Source organism: Metabacillus sp. RB-C-LZQ-3-1 (assembly GCF_058315175.1).
Window position 1 is genome coordinate 70,572 of the sequence record NZ_JBZFLI010000003.1, and the last position, 19,339, is coordinate 89,910.

The 19,339-nt window shown below is 39.0% G+C and carries 3 protein-coding genes; 2 read left to right on the forward strand and 1 reads right to left on the reverse strand.

All coding sequences use genetic code 11. The features are described 5' to 3' along the window. Window positions 1–8: 8 nt before the first annotated feature. A complete protein-coding gene (gene map, locus AC4GZ8_RS06060) occupies window positions 9–752 on the reverse strand; it encodes a type I methionyl aminopeptidase (RefSeq protein ID WP_491080924.1) in 744 nt (247 codons plus the stop codon). A gap of 822 nt (window positions 753–1,574) precedes the next feature. Between map and fabD the strand changes: the two genes are divergently transcribed. Then, window positions 1,575–4,859, forward strand: coding sequence for an ACP S-malonyltransferase (fabD, locus tag AC4GZ8_RS06065; RefSeq protein WP_491080925.1), 3,285 nt, complete (start codon window positions 1,575–1,577; stop codon window positions 4,857–4,859). A gap of 16 nt (window positions 4,860–4,875) precedes the next feature. After that, window positions 4,876–19,338, forward strand: coding sequence for an SDR family NAD(P)-dependent oxidoreductase (locus tag AC4GZ8_RS06070; protein ID WP_491080926.1), 14,463 nt, complete (start codon window positions 4,876–4,878; stop codon window positions 19,336–19,338). Window position 19,339 lies beyond the last annotated feature (1 nt).

The following is a 19,339-nucleotide window of genomic DNA, read 5'->3' on the forward strand; positions in this document are numbered from 1 at the left end:
CTAAGCTTTTATAAGGTAATCACAATCGGTCCTTCTTTAGTAATGATGATCGTATGTTCACATTGAGCCACAATGCTGTTTTCTGTCACAAATGTCCATTCATCATCTTCGTATTGAAAAACTTCCTCTTCATCAGTGGAAATAAACGGTTCAAAGGCAATAACCATCCCTTCCTTCAGGAGCTCATCATCTAAAGGCTCATGATAGTTATAAATATGTTGAGGAGCTTCATGAATCGTTCGGCCAATTCCATGTCCTGTAAGGTTCATGATCACTGTAAATCCATTCTTCCTTGCCGTTGCAATAACTGCTTTGCCAAGTCCGCTTTTTTTAGAACCGGGCTTTATTCTTTTTAAGCCAGCTTCAAAGGCTTCTGCAGCAGTATTACATAATTTGGTTAAAACGGGATCTCCATTGCCAACCACGAATGAAATTCCAGTATCTGCAAAATAACCATTTTTAGAGCCCGAGACATCTATATTAACAAGATCGCCTTCTTCTATCACACGACTACCCGGGATACCATGTGCCACTTCTTCATTAATACTAATGCAAGTGTATCCGGGAAAATTGTATTCTCCCTTTGGAGCAGAGATTGCCCCGTACTTTTCAAATAAGTTTCCTGCAATGTCATCAAGTTCCTTCGTTGAGATACCTGCTACTGTTTTTTGGACTAATTCCTCTCGAATCAAGGATACGATTTTTCCTATTTCTTTTAATCCGTTAAAATCTTCTTCAGTCTTTGCAATCATGTGTTTCCCATCCATTTCCTTCAATTTTATATTACATGCATTATTTTAGATTATCTTATTTTAGAGTGAAAATCCAATCATTACGATCTTTTCGTTTTTAGTGATTTCTAAGACAGCTTGATTAGGAGTTAGACTCTTTTTAGTTTTTTATAAATTGGTAAACACTTCCAAAAATATATATGGGGTTAAATGAATTTTTAATAATAAATAAGTAAGTTTTACAAAAAAATATCATAGGTAATTAGAATTAATTTTGGGATGATGGTAAGTGGATAAGGGGAATGAAATTAATCTAAATGTTTCAGTTGGAAAATAGAAATAAGTTTATTTACCCAATACATAACGCAAGAAGTAATACCTATTATTTCAAGGTTTTTAGGAAATATCATTCTTCCGAAATGCTATAAGATACTTTTCAATTAGTTAATAAATCTAACATTTCCAATCCTATTTTTTGCAAAAAATCAGGATGGGAATAAATAGTACATAATTCCTAATATGGGATTTATTCCAAAAAATATGGAAAATTAGCCCTTTTTTAGTGTTATAATTTAGGAAAAAATAATAATTTTGTAAAAAAATGTAGGTCTTTCTCGAAATATTGGTGATTCAACGAAAGATTTTTTTAATCAAAAAACTATTTTTGATTAAAAAAATCTTAGTTCTCTATAAAACTATTTGACGTAATGTATGTAAGTTTTAAACTAATACGAAAATAACAAATAACTAGGCTCAATGCTTTTGGAAATAAAAACACTGAAAAGCAGGATGAAGAAGATATACCTATTCGTATTTTATAAATTTTTCAGTGAGGTAAAGGAAATGTCTTATAAAAAAATTTTTATGTTTTCAGGTCAAGGTTCTCAGTACATAGGAATGGGTCAAAAGTTATTTGAACAGACCCCATTATTTCGGGAACACATGTTAAGACTGGATCGAAAAATCCAAAAATTAATCGGAGAATCAGTTCTGAAAATAATTTACTCTTCTAAAAAAACTACGAATCAATTTGATCGCTTACTTTATACAAACCCGGCTATCTTCATGGTTGAATATGCACTTGCTCAAACATTAATAGCAAAAGGCGTTGAACCTGATGGAGTAATAGGGTCTAGTATGGGAGAATTTGCCTCAGCAGTGTTAGCCGATGTATTAACCATTGATGAAGCTTTACTAACTCTAGTAGAAATGTCCAGATTAACAGAGCTTGAATGTGAACGTGGAGGAATGTTAGCCGTATTCCATGATCCTAATTTGTTTCATGATAAAGCAGAACTCTATAAAACTTGTGAATTAGCTTCAATTAATTTTAATTCTCATTTTGTCGTTTCTAGTACATTGGAAAATCTAAATAGTGTTAAGGTCTACCTACAAAGTCTTAACATCATGTATCAACAGGTTCCTGTTCATTATCCATTCCATTCGTCCTATTTAAACCCAATGGCGGATAAGTATTTAGCATATCTCAAGTCATTGACATTTAATAGACCTAGCATTCCTTATTATTCTTGTGTAACAGGTGAACAGATACAAGAGCTAAGTCCAATGTATTTTTGGGATGTTGTCCGACAACCGATTCATTTTCGTAAGGCAATTAATAATTTGAATCAACATGAGCCAAAGATATATATAGACTTAGGTCCTTCTGGTACATTAGCTAGTTTTGTTAAACAAATTATTTCATCGCAATCTGACTCCAAGGTATATGCCATCATGACACCATTTAATCAAGATATAAAACATTTAAATGAGTTAGTAGACTCATCTGAAAAAGGGGAGAATAAGAGGATGTTAGCATATTTATTTCCGGGACAAGGTGCACAGAAAAAAGGGATGGGTCTTGATTTGTTTGACCAATTTCCTGAATTAACAAGGAAGGCTGATGAAATTCTTAATTACTCAATTCGCCAGTTATGTGTAGAAGATTCTCAGCGGAAGTTGGGGCAGACCCAGTTTACTCAACCTGCTTTATATGTCGTTCATGCTTTAGCTTATTTGAAAAAGTTACAAGAAACCGGAAGGAAGCCGGATTTTGTTGCAGGACATAGCTTAGGAGAATACAATGCTTTATTTGCAGCCGGAGCCTTTGATTTTGAAACAGGGTTACGTCTCGTAAAGAAGCGTGGGGAATTAATGAGCCAGGTGACAGGTAGCGGCATGGCAGCAGTCGTAGGATTTTCGGAAGAGAAAATTAAGAAAGTCCTATTAGAAAATGATGTACACACTATTGATATTGCTAACTATAATACTCCATCTCAAATCGTTATTGCAGGACCTAGAGAAGATATAGAACGAGCTCAATCGATCTTTGAATCAGCAGGGGTTGATATGTATATTGTGCTTCGAGTAAGCGGTGCCTTCCATTCGCGTTATATGGAGAAAGCGAAAGAGGAGTTTTCTCAATTTATTAAGCAATTTACATTTAATCGTTTGCAGATTCCTGTCATTTCCAATGTAACCGCACGCCCGTATCCAAACGATACTAATCCAAAGCAACTTTTAACCGAACAAATCACTACATCAGTACAGTGGACGGATACTGTAAGGTACTTACTAGCTCAAGGGGAAATCGACCTCGTTGAGATAGGTGACAGCTCAGTTATTACGAAAATGGTAACAAAAATTAAGGAAGAAGCAGAGCCGTTGAATTTGATGAAGGTTGCTTCAAATAAGGAAGAAGCTGTAGATGATCATCATACGCAAGTAAAAAAGTTAAATGTTGACACTTATTTTCAGGATGCACCTGCTATTTCTCCAGAGTCCCTGGGGGATGAAGTATTTAAACAGGAGTATAACGTTAAGTATGCATATGTTGCAGGTTCCATGTATAAAGGAATTGCATCAAAGGATTTGGTTGTCAAAATGAGTAAAGCAGGTATGCTTTCATTTTATGGTACAGGTGGTTTAAAACTAGACCGATTGGAAAGTGATATCCAATCTATTCAGCAACAGCTTTCAAATGGTGAGCCATATGGTATGAATCTTGTTCATGATCCAACAGATGTCATGATAGAGGAAAAAACGGTGGACCTCTTTTTGCGTTATGGGATTCGCCATTTGGAAGCCTCTGCTTTTATGGGAATTACGCCTGCACTCGTAAAATATCGTGCGAAAGGACTTTCGCGCAAGCTTGATGGATCAGTTGCTGTAAACCATACGATTATGGCGAAGGTTTCACGTCCTGATGTGGCCGAGGCATTCTTAAGCCCTGCGCCTGATCGTATGATTGATAAGTTGGTTCAAGAAGGCAAGCTTACATACCAAGAGGCAGACTTGGTACGCGAAGTACCTATGGCTGATGATCTTTGTGCTGAAGCTGATTCTGGTGGACATACAGATCATGGTGTGGCGTTTGCCTTGTTACCAGCAATCATTAAGTTGCGCGACGACATGATGTCACATTATGGTTATAAAAAACGTGTACGTGTTGGGGCAGCTGGAGGGATAGGCACGCCAGAAGCAGCAGCATCCATGTTTCTTATGGGAGCGGACTTTATCCTAACAGGTTCTATTAATCAGTGTACGGTAGAAGCAGGCACAAGTGATATAGTGAAAGATTTACTGAATCAAATGAACGTCCAAGATACAGAATCGGTCCCTGCAGGTGACATGTTCGAGATTGGGGCAAAAGTCCAAGTACTAAAGAAAGGTGTCTTCTTCCCAGCTCGTGCAAAGAAATTGTACGAATTATATCGCCAATATCCATCACTTGATGCGATCGATGAGAAGACGAAGGAACAATTACAAAAACGTTACTTTAAGCGCAGCTTTGAGGAAATTTATGAAGAAGTGAAATCATATCATCCAACAGAAGAAATCGAAAAGGCAGAAAAAAATCCAAAGCATAAGATGGCCCTGGTATTTAGATGGTATTTTGGTCATTCCACTCGTTTGGCTATTACAGGTGATGGAAACTATAAGGTCGATTACCAGATCCATACTGGCCCTGCTTTAGGGGCGTTTAACCAATGGGTTAAGGGAACTGAGTTAGACAATTGGCGTAATCGCCATGTTGATGAAATAGGCATTAAATTGATGGAAGGAACAGTGGACGTCTTATCTAAGCGGCTCAGGGAGTTACAAGACCTTGAGAAAATCACGGTTTAAAGGGAGGGAGAAATTTATGAAAAAGGATATTGCGATTATTGGGATTGCATGCCGTTTCCCAGGTGCCGATAATCCCGAAGAATTTTGGCTGAATCTTGAGAATGGTGTCAATTCCATCAAAGAAATTCCTCAAGAAAGATGGGATCTAAATAAGTATTATTCACCAGATATAACAGCTAGTAATAAGAGTATTAGTAAATGGTGTGGACTAATCGAGAACATTGACCATTTTGATTATCGATTTTTTCAAGTTTCTCCACGTGAAGCTAAGCAAATGGACCCGCAACAACGCTTATTAATGGAGCAAACGCACCTTTGCATGGAAGATGCGGGTGTTCCTCTATCTAAGCTGCAAAAGAAACAGACTTCTGTTCACGTAGGTGTCATGTCAAATGATTACCGTGAAGAGGTTACTAAACCAGAATATGAGATCGATAGCTATACTAGCCTTGGAAATATGGATGCGATTTTAGCTAACCGAATTTCCTATATGTTTGGACTGAGTGGTGTTAGTTCAGTAGTAAACAGTGCATGTGCGTCATCTTTAGTTGCGGTCCATGAGGCAAAAACAACTTTAGAGAATGGAGAGAGTGATTATGCTTTTGCAAGTGGCGTTAACCTTAATCTTCATCCATGGAAGTATATTTCATTTTCAAAATCACGAATGTTAAGTCCAGATGGACAGTGTAAAACTTTCGATAAAAATGCGAATGGATATGTGCCAGGTGATGGAATCGGTGTCCTGTTACTTCAAAGATTAGATGATGCACTTAAAGACGGTAACCACATTTATGGTATCGTAAAAGGTTCGGCAGTGAATCACGGAGGGCGTGCAGTATCAATGACAGCACCACGCGTAGAGGCGCAAAAACAGGTGATTCTATCAGCCTATGAAGATGCAAAGGTAAATCCAGAAACTGTTACATACTGGGAAGCCCATGGGACAGGTACATCCTTAGGGGATCCAATTGAAGTAGAATCAGCAACACAGGCAGTTCGAGAGTATTCAGATCAGACAGGTTTTTGTCAGCTTGGATCTGTCAAAACGAACATCGGACATCTTGAGTCCGCAGCAGGAATGGCGGGATTAATAAAAGTCCTCATGATGATGCGCCATCGAAAAATCCCCAAACTATTAAACCTTCAATCTTTGAACCCCATTATCGATTTTACACGGACCCCGTTTAAGGTTGCTGATCAATTGTCTGAGTGGAAAAAATCAGATTCAAATCAACCTTATCGTGCTTCTGTGAGTTCATTTGGTTTTGGCGGTGTTAATTCTCATGTTGTTGTTGAAGAATTTATGACAGAACATGTTCAAGAAGAAAATAATAGAAATGAAATATCGCAAATGTTTGCTCTATCTGCCAAAAATGAAAGTAGTTTACAAAATATTATCTGTAACTGGAAAAAATATATTTCATCCCCAGCTTTTAAAGAGACATCTCTAGAAAGTACATGTAAAACACAGCTTATTAGTCGTGGACAATTCGGGTTTCGTATAGCGCAGTGGGTGCATTCAAAAGAGGAGATCTTCAATTTCTTAAATAAAGCAGAGAAGGAGATCCAGTCAGTAAACAATAAGCCTTGGACAATTTACGTAGGCAATCTAGACATCAGCGGTTATGAAGATATTAAAGAATGGCGCCCTTTCCTTAAAGATATTCGTCACCAGATCCTTGCTTTAGGTGGAGAAAAATTATGGGCTTCATTTAGAAGGAAAAAGTGGAGTAGTGAAGACAGCCAGATGTTTTCAGTTTTAGTTGGTTACCTGATGGTTACCGCATTAAAGAGGGCTGGCTTTTCTCCGCAAATCATGTTAGGTGAGAAGACGGGGGCTTATCTAAACCTTGTATTAAGTGAAATGATGTCACTTGATACAGTTCTTGGTCTCATAAACGGGAAGGTAAATATACATGCAATACAGCTAAAACGACCAATCATCCCATTATTTGATCCAGTCAGAAAGCAGATGATAGTTCCATATCGGATAACGGCTAATTATCTTAAGAACCTATGTGAAGAAGTAGAAGTTACTAAGATTCCTGAGGACGTCTTTAATGAGGTAGTTGAGAAAGCTAGGCAGTTAGAATCTAGTCAATTTACATTTAAACGAAATTTACAAGAATGGAATAATGCGTTAACAGTCTTTAATTATAATATAAGCGAACTCCTTGAAGCAGAAGCTTGGACAAGCCGAGAACGTTGGCTTTTGTATATAGTCGTCACGTGTGCCATGAATAAACTGAATCGAAAGTGGGAACTTACAGAACAAAGCTTATGGAACAACCCTCGTTTTCAAGAGGTAGTGGAATTGATCCAATGTGATGTTATACCACAGGAGTTAGCAGTTGAATTAATCATGGTGGAAACACCAAATTACGATAGAGCTGCATTAATCATGGAAAACCGTCAAAATAAGTTAAAACGAATCGAGAAAATGCCTTTATTAAAAGAAATGAATCAAACAGTTGATGAAATAAATGATGTGCAAACTTGGTTTGAGACATTACTATCGACCAATTCTGTTCTTCAGATAGATGGTTATCACTTAATGGTATTAGGAAAAGGTAATTCTAAACTTACAGAGAAAGCAACGTTAGTATGTGATTTTCAGGAGGGAATCCAAAAGGCATGGGAACATACATTAAAATTGTTGTGGATTCAGGGAGTTGACTTTGACTGGGAAGTGTTTTATCAAGAAGGCTCGTTTATGAAGACTCGTCTCCCAGGATACTCCTTTGACCGCCAACCCTTTAGATTGAGTCCGACTAAAAAAGCTGTAGAGATAGAACCGCAAAGAGGCGAATCATTACATAAAGGTTTAACAAAGAGTAATGCACAAGATCAGACAAATCAAGACATAAAAATCTTACAAAATGAAAAAGAGGATAAAAGACAAATGAACACCTTATATGCAGAAACGCAAAACTATCTGAAAGATGTTTTAGCTGCTGAGCTGGAGGTTCATGTCGATGAACTTGACTCAGAAACTCGTTTTGAAGAGTTTGGCATCGATTCGTTGCTTATTCATCACTTCAATCATCGCATGGAACAAGATATTGGTGCGTTACCAAAGACGCTGTTGTTTGAATATGAGAATGTTAAAGAGTTAACAGAGTATATGGTGAATAATCATACCGATGAGCTTATAGGTTTTTTAGATTTGAATGAAAATGAGGCAAATAAAGTTTTCTCGACCGATTCGGTGATGAATGGAGAAAATCAAGCTAAAGTTAATCATGCAACAATTTCTCCATCTCCGAAAATAAGGGATGAGGACATTGCGATTATTGGTGTAAGTGGACGTTATCCTAAAGCTCGTACGTTAGATGAATTTTGGCAAATTCTTCGTGAAGGTCAAGATACTGTTACAGAAGTTCCAGCGGTGCGTTGGAGATGGCAGGACTATTATGATGCTGATCCGAACCAATCAGCACATGGAAAGTCGTACTCTAAATGGGGAGCTTTTTTAGATGATGTCGATCAATTTGATCCATTGTTCTTTCATATAGCTCCAACAGAAGCTGATACGATGGATCCTCAAGAACGATTGTTTATTGAAACTGCTTGGGCGACATTGGAAGATGCTGGTTACACTCCTCAACAATTACGTGCAATGCGCAGGGGTGAAAGTAGTGCTAATGTTGGAGTTTTTGTAGGAGCAACGACTCTTTCTTATCTACTCTTGGGACCTGATTTATGGAAACAAAAACAAGATGAGATGATCATTCCGACATCCTTACCTTGGTCGATTGCAAATCGCGTCTCCTACCTTTTTAACTTCCAAGGACCAAGTATGCCTGTAGATACTGCGTGTTCAGCCTCTTTAACGGCAATTCATCTTGCCTGTGAGAGTATTAAAAGGGGAGAATGTTCATCAGCTTTAGTAGGTGGAGTAAATCTATATCTTCACCCTTCAAAGTACGTTTGGTTGTCGCAAATGCGTATGTTATCTCAAACAGGGCGCTGCCATAGTTTTGGTGCACAAGGTGATGGATTTGTACCTGGTGAAGGTGTCGGTGCGGTTTTATTAAAAAGGTTATCTGACGCTGTTCGTGATGGTGATCAGATATATGGTGTTATTAAGGGAACGGCGCTTAACCATGGCGGACGGACAAATGGTTATACCGTACCAAACCCGAACGCTCAAGCAGAACTTATTAAGGGAGCCTTAGAAGAATCGGGGATTGATCCGCGTACAATCAGTTACGTAGAAGCGCACGGGACAGGGACTTCTTTAGGAGATCCTATTGAGGTTGCAGGCTTAACCAAAGCTTTTGATCATAGTGGAGAGGGGCATCAGTATTGTGCATTAGGATCTGTAAAAAGCAATATTGGTCATCTTGAAGCAGCTGCAGGGATAGCTGGCATCACGAAAATTCTTCTGCAGATGAAATATAAAAAACTAGTGCCTTCTTTACATGCGAATAAATTAAATCCAAACATTGAATTTGAAAAAACACCTTTCTATGTTCAACAAAAATTTCAGGACTGGTACCAGCCTATAATGGGTGATGGAAAAGTAGTCCCTAGACGAGCTGGTATTAGTTCATTTGGTGCAGGTGGGTCAAATGCTCATGTTGTCATTGAAGAATATACGGATCAGGTTGAGCAGCAATCAAAAAATGGACAAGGTATAAACGTATCAGTGCTGTCTGCTCAAACAGATGAACAGCTGCAAGTGTATGCGCGTGAATTAGTTAGTCACCTTACAAACCATCAGCCATCCGCTTTAAATGTAGCTTATACGTTACAGATCGGCAGAGTAGCAATGGAAGAGCGTTTAGCTGTTGTATTTCATAGTTTAGACGATCTATGTAACAAACTCATCAAATATCTTGACGGAGAAGCAAATGTGGAAGGTGTATATAGAGGAACAGCCCAAAAGCTTAACCAAAAGAAGAAAGGGAAGAAGAACCATTTACAAGAATTATTAGATGGACGCGATCAGAAGGAATATGCCGAAGAGTTAATAGAATCACAAAAATTTAATCAGTTAGCCGATTTCTGGGTTCTTGGAGGTCTAGTAGATTGGGAGGCCATGTATAAAGAAGGTCATAAGCCCCGTCGTATTTCATTGCCGACCTATCCTTTTGCCCGTGAAAAGTATTGGATTCCGGATAGTGTTCCAGAACAAGTGATTCCGAAAAAAAGAAGTGGTGAACTACAGCCCTTACATCCATTGGTGAGTAAAAACATCTCAACACTAAATGAGTATAAGTTTATGACGGTTATTTATGGGGATGAGTTTTTTATAGCTGATCACTATGTCGGCAAATCTCGGGTTCTACCAGGAGTTGTATCGGTGGAGATCGTCAGGACAGCAGCCGAGCTCATTTCTGCAGGGAGGAATATTCGTAAAGTTCGTAATATTGTTTTAATTAGTCCCATTCATGTAAAAGATGAGCCGGTTACTTTGTACGTTAGTCTCGTACCGGAACATGAACGTGAATCACTCAGATTTGAGATATATAGTCTTGATGAAGAAGGTCTGAAAGTTTTACATGGACAAGGAAAGGTTGAATTGGAATCAAGAGATCAAGTAAAGCAGGCAGTTGAATGGCGCGACATAGATGAAATCAAGTCACGTTGCACGAAGGGGTATAAAAGGAAGATTGATAGTTATCGCCACTTGCATTCGATTGAGCTTAATCTACGTGAAAGTTTTCAGTCGATTGAAGAAATCTATTTAGGTGATTCAGAGGCGATTGCACCAATTCACTTACCGCCACATTTAATGAACGATTTTTATTCATTTACCTTACATCCTTCGATAATAGATGGAGCTCTTCAAGTACCACCAGCAGGAGAGATGCGCGGGGCCGAAGAAATGATCAACCTTCCATACACAGTTGATGAAATAGAGATTATCCGGCCGCTTACAGACCGGTGCTACTCTATTTGTCAATTATCTCAAACGAAGAATGGCAAGAAGCCTAGAGTTCCTAAATTTGACGTAGATATAACAGACGATAAGGGGCAGGTCCTTGTTAAGGTGAAAGGATTCTTGGCTCGACCGGTTGAACCAGCAGAGTTTATGAAAGAAGAATTATCACAACAAGATGCTAACCATCCAGTGAAAGAGGAGATGCGTGCATCCTTTAAGCCTGTATGGCAAAAAGAATCATTACGTAAACAAATTACACGTCCAGTAGGACCGATTATTCTCTTTGACCGAGACGATTATCTTTGGAGAAAGTGGCAAATGGATGTGCCGGTCATCTTAGTTCAACCTGGTGATTCCTTTGTACAACTTGGTGAGAGAAGCTTTAAGATCAATCTCGGTCATAAAGAGGATTTTCATACATTGATGACTGAGTTGGAAAAGAGAGACTTGTTGCCCAAGCATATTGTCTATTTAGTAGGAGAAACTGGTATATCTTTCGATGCCTTGACCATTTCCAGCCAATTGAAGTCAAGTATTTATGCCTTACTATATCTTAGCCAAGCTCTCATGAAACAAAAACCTAAAGGCCCGGTGCAGCTTCTTCACATTTATCAAACAAAAGAAACTGTAGAGCCACTTTTAGGTGCCTTTGGAGGCTCAGCACGAACACTATGTTTAGAGAACCCTAAGCTTTGCTATCAAAATATTTCTGTTGATGAGAGAAGGAATCTGTTGTCTGTCATACAGAATGAGATTCAGCATGAACCGGAGGCGGGTATTGAAGTTCACTATGATCAAAATGATCTGAGATGGGTTAGACGCTTTCAACAATTTGATATTGAACAAGAATTGCAGAGTGAGTATACATGGAGAGAGGACGGGGTATACCTTATTACCGGCGGTTTAGGTGGTTTAGGTGTTATTTTTGCTGAGTATATTGCAAGACAAGCGCCTAACACCAAGCTGGTGTTGACTGGAAGGTCCGAGTTAGACGGAAAGCGTAATGAAACCTTACAAGCACTTCGCAACATGGGGGTTAGTGCTCACTATGTACAGGCGGATATATCACAACGTCATGTTGTACATTCTCTTATTGAGACAATAAAACAACGATTCGGTAAGATAAATGGCGTTATTCACAGTGCTGGAGTCATCCGTGATGCCTTTTTCATACGAAAAAAAGCGAGTGAAATGCAAGAAGTATTGGCTCCGAAAGTATTTGGTACATTGTGGCTTGATGATGCCTTAAGGAATGAAAATATAGATTTTTTCGTCATGTTTTCATCTAGTACTGCGGTACTTGGGAACTTAGGACAATTTGATTATGCTTTTGCCAATCGTTTTATGGACCTATTTGCAGAATGGCGGGAAGGAATGAAAAGCAAAGGAGGACGCAATGGTAAAAGTCTTGCTATCAACTGGCCGTTGTGGCTCGGCGGTGGTATGAACGTTGATGAGCATTCTAAGGAATTACTTTTTCAACGTTTTGGAATGAAAGCCATGTCCACTGAGTGGGGACTGGAAATGTTTGAGAAGGGGCTAACCTATGAAGGGAGTCAATTTATGTTAATCGAGGGGGATCCAAAGAAAGTTAATCAGGTGCTAAGTAAGACTGAACAACTACCAGAAGCTGCATTAAAACCAGAACAGGATGAAATGATATCAGATTCACTAGTAACTCAAATAGTACAGTCTATCAATGCTGTGGCTGTCACTAGTGATGATCGTGAAATAGAAACAGATGATGCGTGGACACGTTTACTAATCCAAGACTTAATCAAGATACTATCTGATTTACTCAAGATTCCTATCAAGCGAATACGTGCGGAAAGTGACTTAAGTGACTATGGGTTCGATTCAATTAAATTTATTGATTTTACAAATGCATTAAATAAACAGTTTGACACTGAGTTAACACCTGCGGTTTTCTTCGAGTACCCATCAATTGATAGCTTTGCAGACTTTCTAGTAGAAGATTATGCAGAAAAGTTGAGACCTTATTATGTCTCACAGGTTACAAAAACGAATTCTTCACATGAAAAAGTAGAAGAACAGAGTACCATGGATTCCGGGAATAACCAGGCAAGCACGGATGATGAAAGTCAGTCAATTGACGTTCATAAACAATTTATTGGTAGCGAACCAGATAAAAACCTACTCAATAGTATCGAAAATAAATCGACTAAAAGTGCCGGCAAAAAAGAAGCGAGAACAAAAGAACCGATCGCTATTGTTGGTATGGGCGGGATTTTTCCACAATCCGATGATATGGATGAATTTTGGAGAAACCTCGTGGAAGGTGTTGATTGTATTACAGAAATTCCGTCAGACAGATGGGATTGGCGTGAGTACCTAGGTGATCCTTCTAAAGAGCAGAATAAAACAAATAGCAAATGGGGCGGATTTATTCGTAATGTAGATAAGTTTGATGCTAAGTTCTTTGGTATCTCACCTCGTGAAGCCGAGTTGATGGATCCACAACAGAGAATCTTGTTGGAAACTGTTTGGAAAACAATTGAAGATGCTGGCTATAAAGTCTCTGACTTATCCCGGATAAAAACAGGGTTATATGTAGGGGCATCCACAAACGATTATATGGAATTACTGAAAGAGAACAAAATTGATGTCCAAGCTTATACGACGACAGGGAATTTCCATTCCATTCTCGTTAATCGTATTTCCTATTTACTAAATTTCAGTGGACCGAGCTTCCCAATTGATACAGCTTGTTCTAGTTCTTTAGTGGCGATTCGTCAAGCGGTAGAGGGTCTTTGGAACGGCAGCTGTGAAGCGGCTGTTGTAGCCGGGGTTAACCTCATACTTACGCCTACGATTTATATCTCATTTGGAAAAGCAGGAATGCTTAGCACAGATGGACGTTGTAAAACATTTGATCAATCAGCCAATGGTTATGTGCGTTCTGAAGGAGCAGGTGCTGTTTTACTTAAACCTCTCAGTAAAGCAATTGAAGATAATGATACGATCTATGCCGTTATTAAAGGAACAGCAGTTAACCATGGAGGTAAGGTTAACACCCTGACAACTCCGAACCCAAATGCTCAAGCATCGTTAATAATGAGTGCTTTTGAAGAAGGGGATATTGATCCTGGTACGGTTAGCTACATGGAAACACACGGAACGGGGACAAGTTTGGGTGATCCGATTGAGGTCAATGGTCTTAAAAAGGCATTTAAAGAACTCGCTAAACGCCGTGGCAGTCATTTTCCTGGAGAAGCATATTGCGGTATTGGCTCAGTTAAGACGAATATTGGGCATCTTGAGCCTGCAGCAGGGATATCAGGCTTGTTAAAAGTCTTGCTGGCGATGAGATACAAAACCTTACCAGCGAGTATTAACTTAACTGAACAAAATCCATATATCCAGCTCGATGGCAGTCCGTTTTATATTGTTAAAGAGTCACAGCCATGGAAAGCACTGCGCGATCAACAGGATCGTGAACTTCCAAGAAGAGCTGGAGTCAGTTCCTTTGGTTTTGGAGGGGTAAATGCCCATGTTATTCTTGAAGAATTTCATCAGCATAATGAGATACAGCAGGAGAGTGATGACCCTCAATTGTTTGTCTTTTCTGCAAAAAATCATGAACGCTTAGAGGCTTATGTCCAAAAATGGCTGGATTTTCTTAAAGAAAAGGAATACACCATGTTTGGCATATCGACAATGAATAAGAACAGGTCGATAGAACGTGAACTTGTCCAGTTGGCAGCAGATGTGATCGATGTTAATGATCAAGATATCCACGCAGATGAACCGCTTGTTGAGATAGGGTTTGATCTGGTTAATTTATCTGTTTTCCTGGGGCGTATTAATCAGCAGTATCACCTTAATCTTTCTGCAAACAGGTACACAGATTTTCCGACGATAGAGGACTTGGCTTCTGAAGTGGCAGAACTTTTAAATGGACAGCCGGCTGAGAAAGCAAAAGAAGGCCAAGGACTTTCTCTTCGCAACATGGCCTATACATTACAAGTGGGGCGTGAAGAGATGGAAGAGCGTGTTGCCTTTGTCGCATCAAGTAGAGAAGAGCTTATGAGGATGCTTTCTTACTATATTAATAGAGATCAAGAAGCGGATATTTATACAGGAAATATTTCGGAATATGATCAAAAACATGTCGGGCTTTTGCTCGACGGGCGCGAAGGTGAACAGTTCTTACAGACCATACTTCAAGAAAAGAAATGGAGCAAAATTGCACAATTATGGGTGTCTGGTGTCAAGATTGATTGGAAATTTCTCCATAAAGGGCAGTCTGTTCGTCGCTTATCCCTTCCAACCTATCCTTTTGCAAGAGATAGTCATTGGTTTAAAAAGGTGAAGAAAAATCAACAAACAACAAAGGAAAAAGAATTTGGTCGTCTGCAGTCTGATCAAAAGCAGTTTGAATTCAATCAAACCTTGTATCGTGAAGATAAACTTATAAATGATCATATTATTGACGGAAGACCATTATTACCAGGTGTCGGCTATTTGGAGTTCGTTATGAAATCAGCTGAAAATGCTATCCCGCAGGAACACATGACATTAGAACAAGTCATTTGGCTGAAACCCCTTGTCGTTAATAATAAACAAAAGATCCGTACGGTATTGACCAAGCAGGAACCGGGCCTCTATAAATTTGAAGTTCTAAGTGAGCCTGATGAAGGAAAAGTCATAACTCATGCAACAGGCTATGTGACGAATAAAGAGCTGCATTCTTCGCAACCAGATGAAATTTCCTTACACGATGCCATTGACCGGACATCAACTCGATATGATCAACAGACAATCTATCAATTGTTCAAAGAGCGCGGCTTGGCGTACGGACATTACTTTCAAGGGATTCAGGAACTATGGGTTTCTGAACAAGAAGCAGTTGCAAGTTTACAGCTTCCACAGGAATATGTGAAAGAATTAGAAATCTATCAGTTACAGCCGACCCTGATGGATAGTGCATTGCAAACAATTGCAGGACAGATTACGTATCAAGACAGCTCCAATCAGCAAACGATACTGCCGTTTGCTGTGGACAGTGTAGAGTGGCTGCGGCCATTGCAAGCTGAATCTTTTGTTTATGTTAAGGCATTAGAAAATGGCAGATTCAATGTGTATGTTACAGATATTCATGGTCAAGTTGCAGTAAGGATGATGGATATTATGGTCCATGTTTCTCGTAAGAAAAGCCCTGAACCAATCAATCTTGAAAACTTCTTTTATGAGACAGGTTGGAAACAAAAAACACTTGCTGCATATGAGAAGCAATTAGCTGAGGTAAATAACAGTCAGTCCATCTTAATTGTAACTCCAAGGGATACAAAAGGGGTGGATCAAGAGATAGCTAAGCACCACCAGAGGGACCTGGTTCATTATCTTAAATTGGATGAACAAATAGATTGGGAAAATTCATTGAGTTTGATTCCAAGGCCGGATGTTATTTACTTCCTTGGCGGTATTCAAACCCATCAAGTCAATACAGCGGGTGATGCACTTGAGTTAATAAATGTAAGTCAAGAACAAGGGGTGATGGGGCTTTATCATTTGATCCGAACCATGAGTCGGATAGAGTGGATGCAGAAAAAGATAGTCCTAAAGGTCATCACTAATGATGTCCATGCTATTGATCCAGATGAGCGTAATTACCCCCTTTCTGCAAGTCTGTTTGGACTTACGATGACTGTTGCCAAAGAATACGCAAACCTTCAGGTAAGCTGTATCGATCTAACTTTACATGATTCGATCTTTTCTCAGTTACCTTTTATTTTTGCTGAACCGTCGCATCCAAATGGGGAATGCATTGCTATCCGTAATGGTAAACGTTATGTCTATCACCAACAGCCTGTAGACATACCCCCTGTTTCAACAACTGCTTTTAAAAAACGCGGTGTTTATTTTATTGTCGGAGGGTCAGGAGGAATTGGACTTACCTTGAGTCAGTATTTAGCGGAGAAGGTACAAGCACGTTTGGTCCTAATCGGTCGCAGTGCTCTTACTGAAAAGCAAAAGCAACAAATAAAACATGTTGAATCGGTTGGCGGGGAAGTAATGTATTACCGTGCTGATGCGACTTCCTATGAGAGTTTGCGTAAGGCAAAAGAGGAAGCAATGAATCGATTTGGTCATATAAATGGGGTTATTCACGCTGCTATTGTCCTAAAAGATCGTACCTTGGATTGGATGGATAATGAAAGTTTCAGTCAAGTTCTTCGTCCAAAGGTAGAGGGAAGTATACACCTTCATAAGGTATTTAGTGGTGATTCTTTAGACTTCATGCTGTTCTTCTCCTCTGCGCAGTCCTTTACAGGAAGTCCGGGGCAAAGTAATTATGCTGCAGCCTCCACATTTATGGATGCTTATGCACGTACTATAGATCGACAAGAAGACTACCCTGTTCATGTTATTAATTGGGGATTCTGGGGAACTGTTGGTGTTGTTGCAAATCAGGATTATAGGGACCGTCTTGCTAAACAGGGTTTTCATTCTATCCAACCGAAAGAAGGAATGGAGGCACTTGAAAGAATTTTAGCTCACTCTTCAAAACAGGTTCTTGCTATCAAAGCGGAGAAACGAGTGATCGAGGGGATGAATGGTAGAGTATCGGCGCCAGTTAGAGATGGAGTGTCAATTGCTCAACAGTTGGATATTAGAGAATATCCTAACTTGAATCAACATATTCCACCACTTGGTATAAATGAGCACAGCATAAAGGCATTTGAAGAGTTGTTGCGATTTAGTCAATTATTGTTATTAGATTTCTTTCAGTCACAAGGGGTCTTTTGTAAGTTAGATGAGCGGTATGAAATTGAGGTGCTTAGACAGAAGCTTGCTGTTTCCGAAGAAAACCGGCGTCAGTTCCATGCACTTATTAGCCTGCTAGAAAAGCGAGGATTTGTAACCTTTGATGGTGATTTTGTCACAAGTACAGCACAGGTTGAAAATCAAGCTGTACAAGAGACATTGCTTCAGTTAGAGGAACGAATAAAGAAGGTCGTAAATCGTTATCCCGAAGTGTCGCCTCACTTTAGATTACTGCAAACGTGTATGAATCACTTTATAGAGATTTTACGGGGGGATATTCCATCAACGACTATTATTTTTCCGAACTCTTCGACAGAGCTAGTGGAAAGTATCTATCAAGGTAGTTATTATGTCGATTACTGTAATCAGCTAGTTGCCCAAACTGTTAGAGCTTATATAGAGGAAAAGGCAGCACAACTAGTGCCAGGTGAGAAATTGAAAATATTGGAGGTTGGTGCCGGTACAGGTGGAACGAGTAGATGTGTCCTTAATGAGATCGCAGGCTACCAATCTCAAGTTGAGTATGTTTATACAGATATTTCAGCTGGATTTACGCAATTAGGCAAGCGTAAGTATGGTGAAAAATATAGGTTTGCATCTTTTAAAACATTGGATATTAGTGTTGATATTGAGAAGCAAGGTTTTGTAAAACAGGAGTTTGATATTGTTATTGCGGCCAATGTTTTACATGCAACGAGTAATATTAGAGATTCCCTTACTACAGTTCGGCAATTGCTGAAACCAAATGGATGGCTACTTTTAAATGAAGTGACAGAGGTACAAGAATTCCATACACTTACGTTTGGTTTATTAAAGGGATGGTGGCTATTCGAAGACGTAGAGGTCCGCATGAAAGATTCACCACTCCTTTCACCAGGTATGTGGGAGCAAGCCCTAAGAGAGACTAGCTTTATAGATATTGCTATTTTAAGTGGCCATAAAGATTTAAACAATCCATTGCCTCAAAATGTCATTGTAGCGAAATCCGGAGTCCCTGAACAAGTTGTTTATAGCCCTGAAGCTAATGAACAATCTATTAAATTGTTTATACAAAACACAATAGTTGAACAATTAGCCGAGTCGCTGGGCATGAATCCTGATGAAATCAACTTGAAGCAATCATTCTCCAGCTATGGAGTAGATTCGATTGTTTCTGTTGAGCTAGTTAATCAAATTAATGAATCACTTGGGATCGTTTTACGTACCATAGCAATCTTTGATTATCCTAATATCAAAGAATTAACTGATTTTATTTACAAAACTTTTGCCAATGAGTTGACTCATACTCAGACTACTATTAACAAGTCAATATCAGAGCAGGAAATAGCTGTAGGTTCTGACTTTCTTGCTGCTGTCTCTCAGACTGGATCTACAATGGATCAAAACGAAATCATACACCCGGTTCAGACCCTGTCCGGGCATGAGGTTCAAGACTATATTGAAAACACGATTATCCAGCAGCTTGCTGAATCGCTTGGAGAACAAACGAATGCCATTAGTCTTAAGAAGGACTTTTCAAGTTACGGAGTCGATTCCATTGTAGGTGTTGAATTAATCAATCGGTTGAATGATGCTTTTCAAATTGTTTTACGTACCATTGTGATTTTTGATTACCCGAATGTAAAAGAACTGACAAGCTATATTTATGAAGAATTTGGAGAGAAAATTTCTTCTCTTATACAACCGGAAAATATTATTTCTGAACGATCTAATAAGGAAAACGAATTGATGGACTTATTGAATAAATTAGAAGCAGGAGAACTTGATTTGGAAGAGGTTAACAATCGGATAGGAGGATAAC

What these genes read in the sequence shown, in the direction of transcription:
- AC4GZ8_RS06070 (WP_491080926.1), top strand. Translation starts at nt 4,876, where the DNA reads ATGAAAAAGGATATTGCGATTATTGGGATTGCATGCCGTTTCCCAGGT.
- fabD (WP_491080925.1), top strand. Translation starts at nt 1,575, where the DNA reads ATGTCTTATAAAAAAATTTTTATGTTTTCAGGTCAAGGTTCTCAGTAC.
- map (WP_491080924.1), bottom strand. Translation starts at nt 752, where the DNA reads ATGATTGCAAAGACTGAAGAAGATTTTAACGGATTAAAAGAAATAGGA.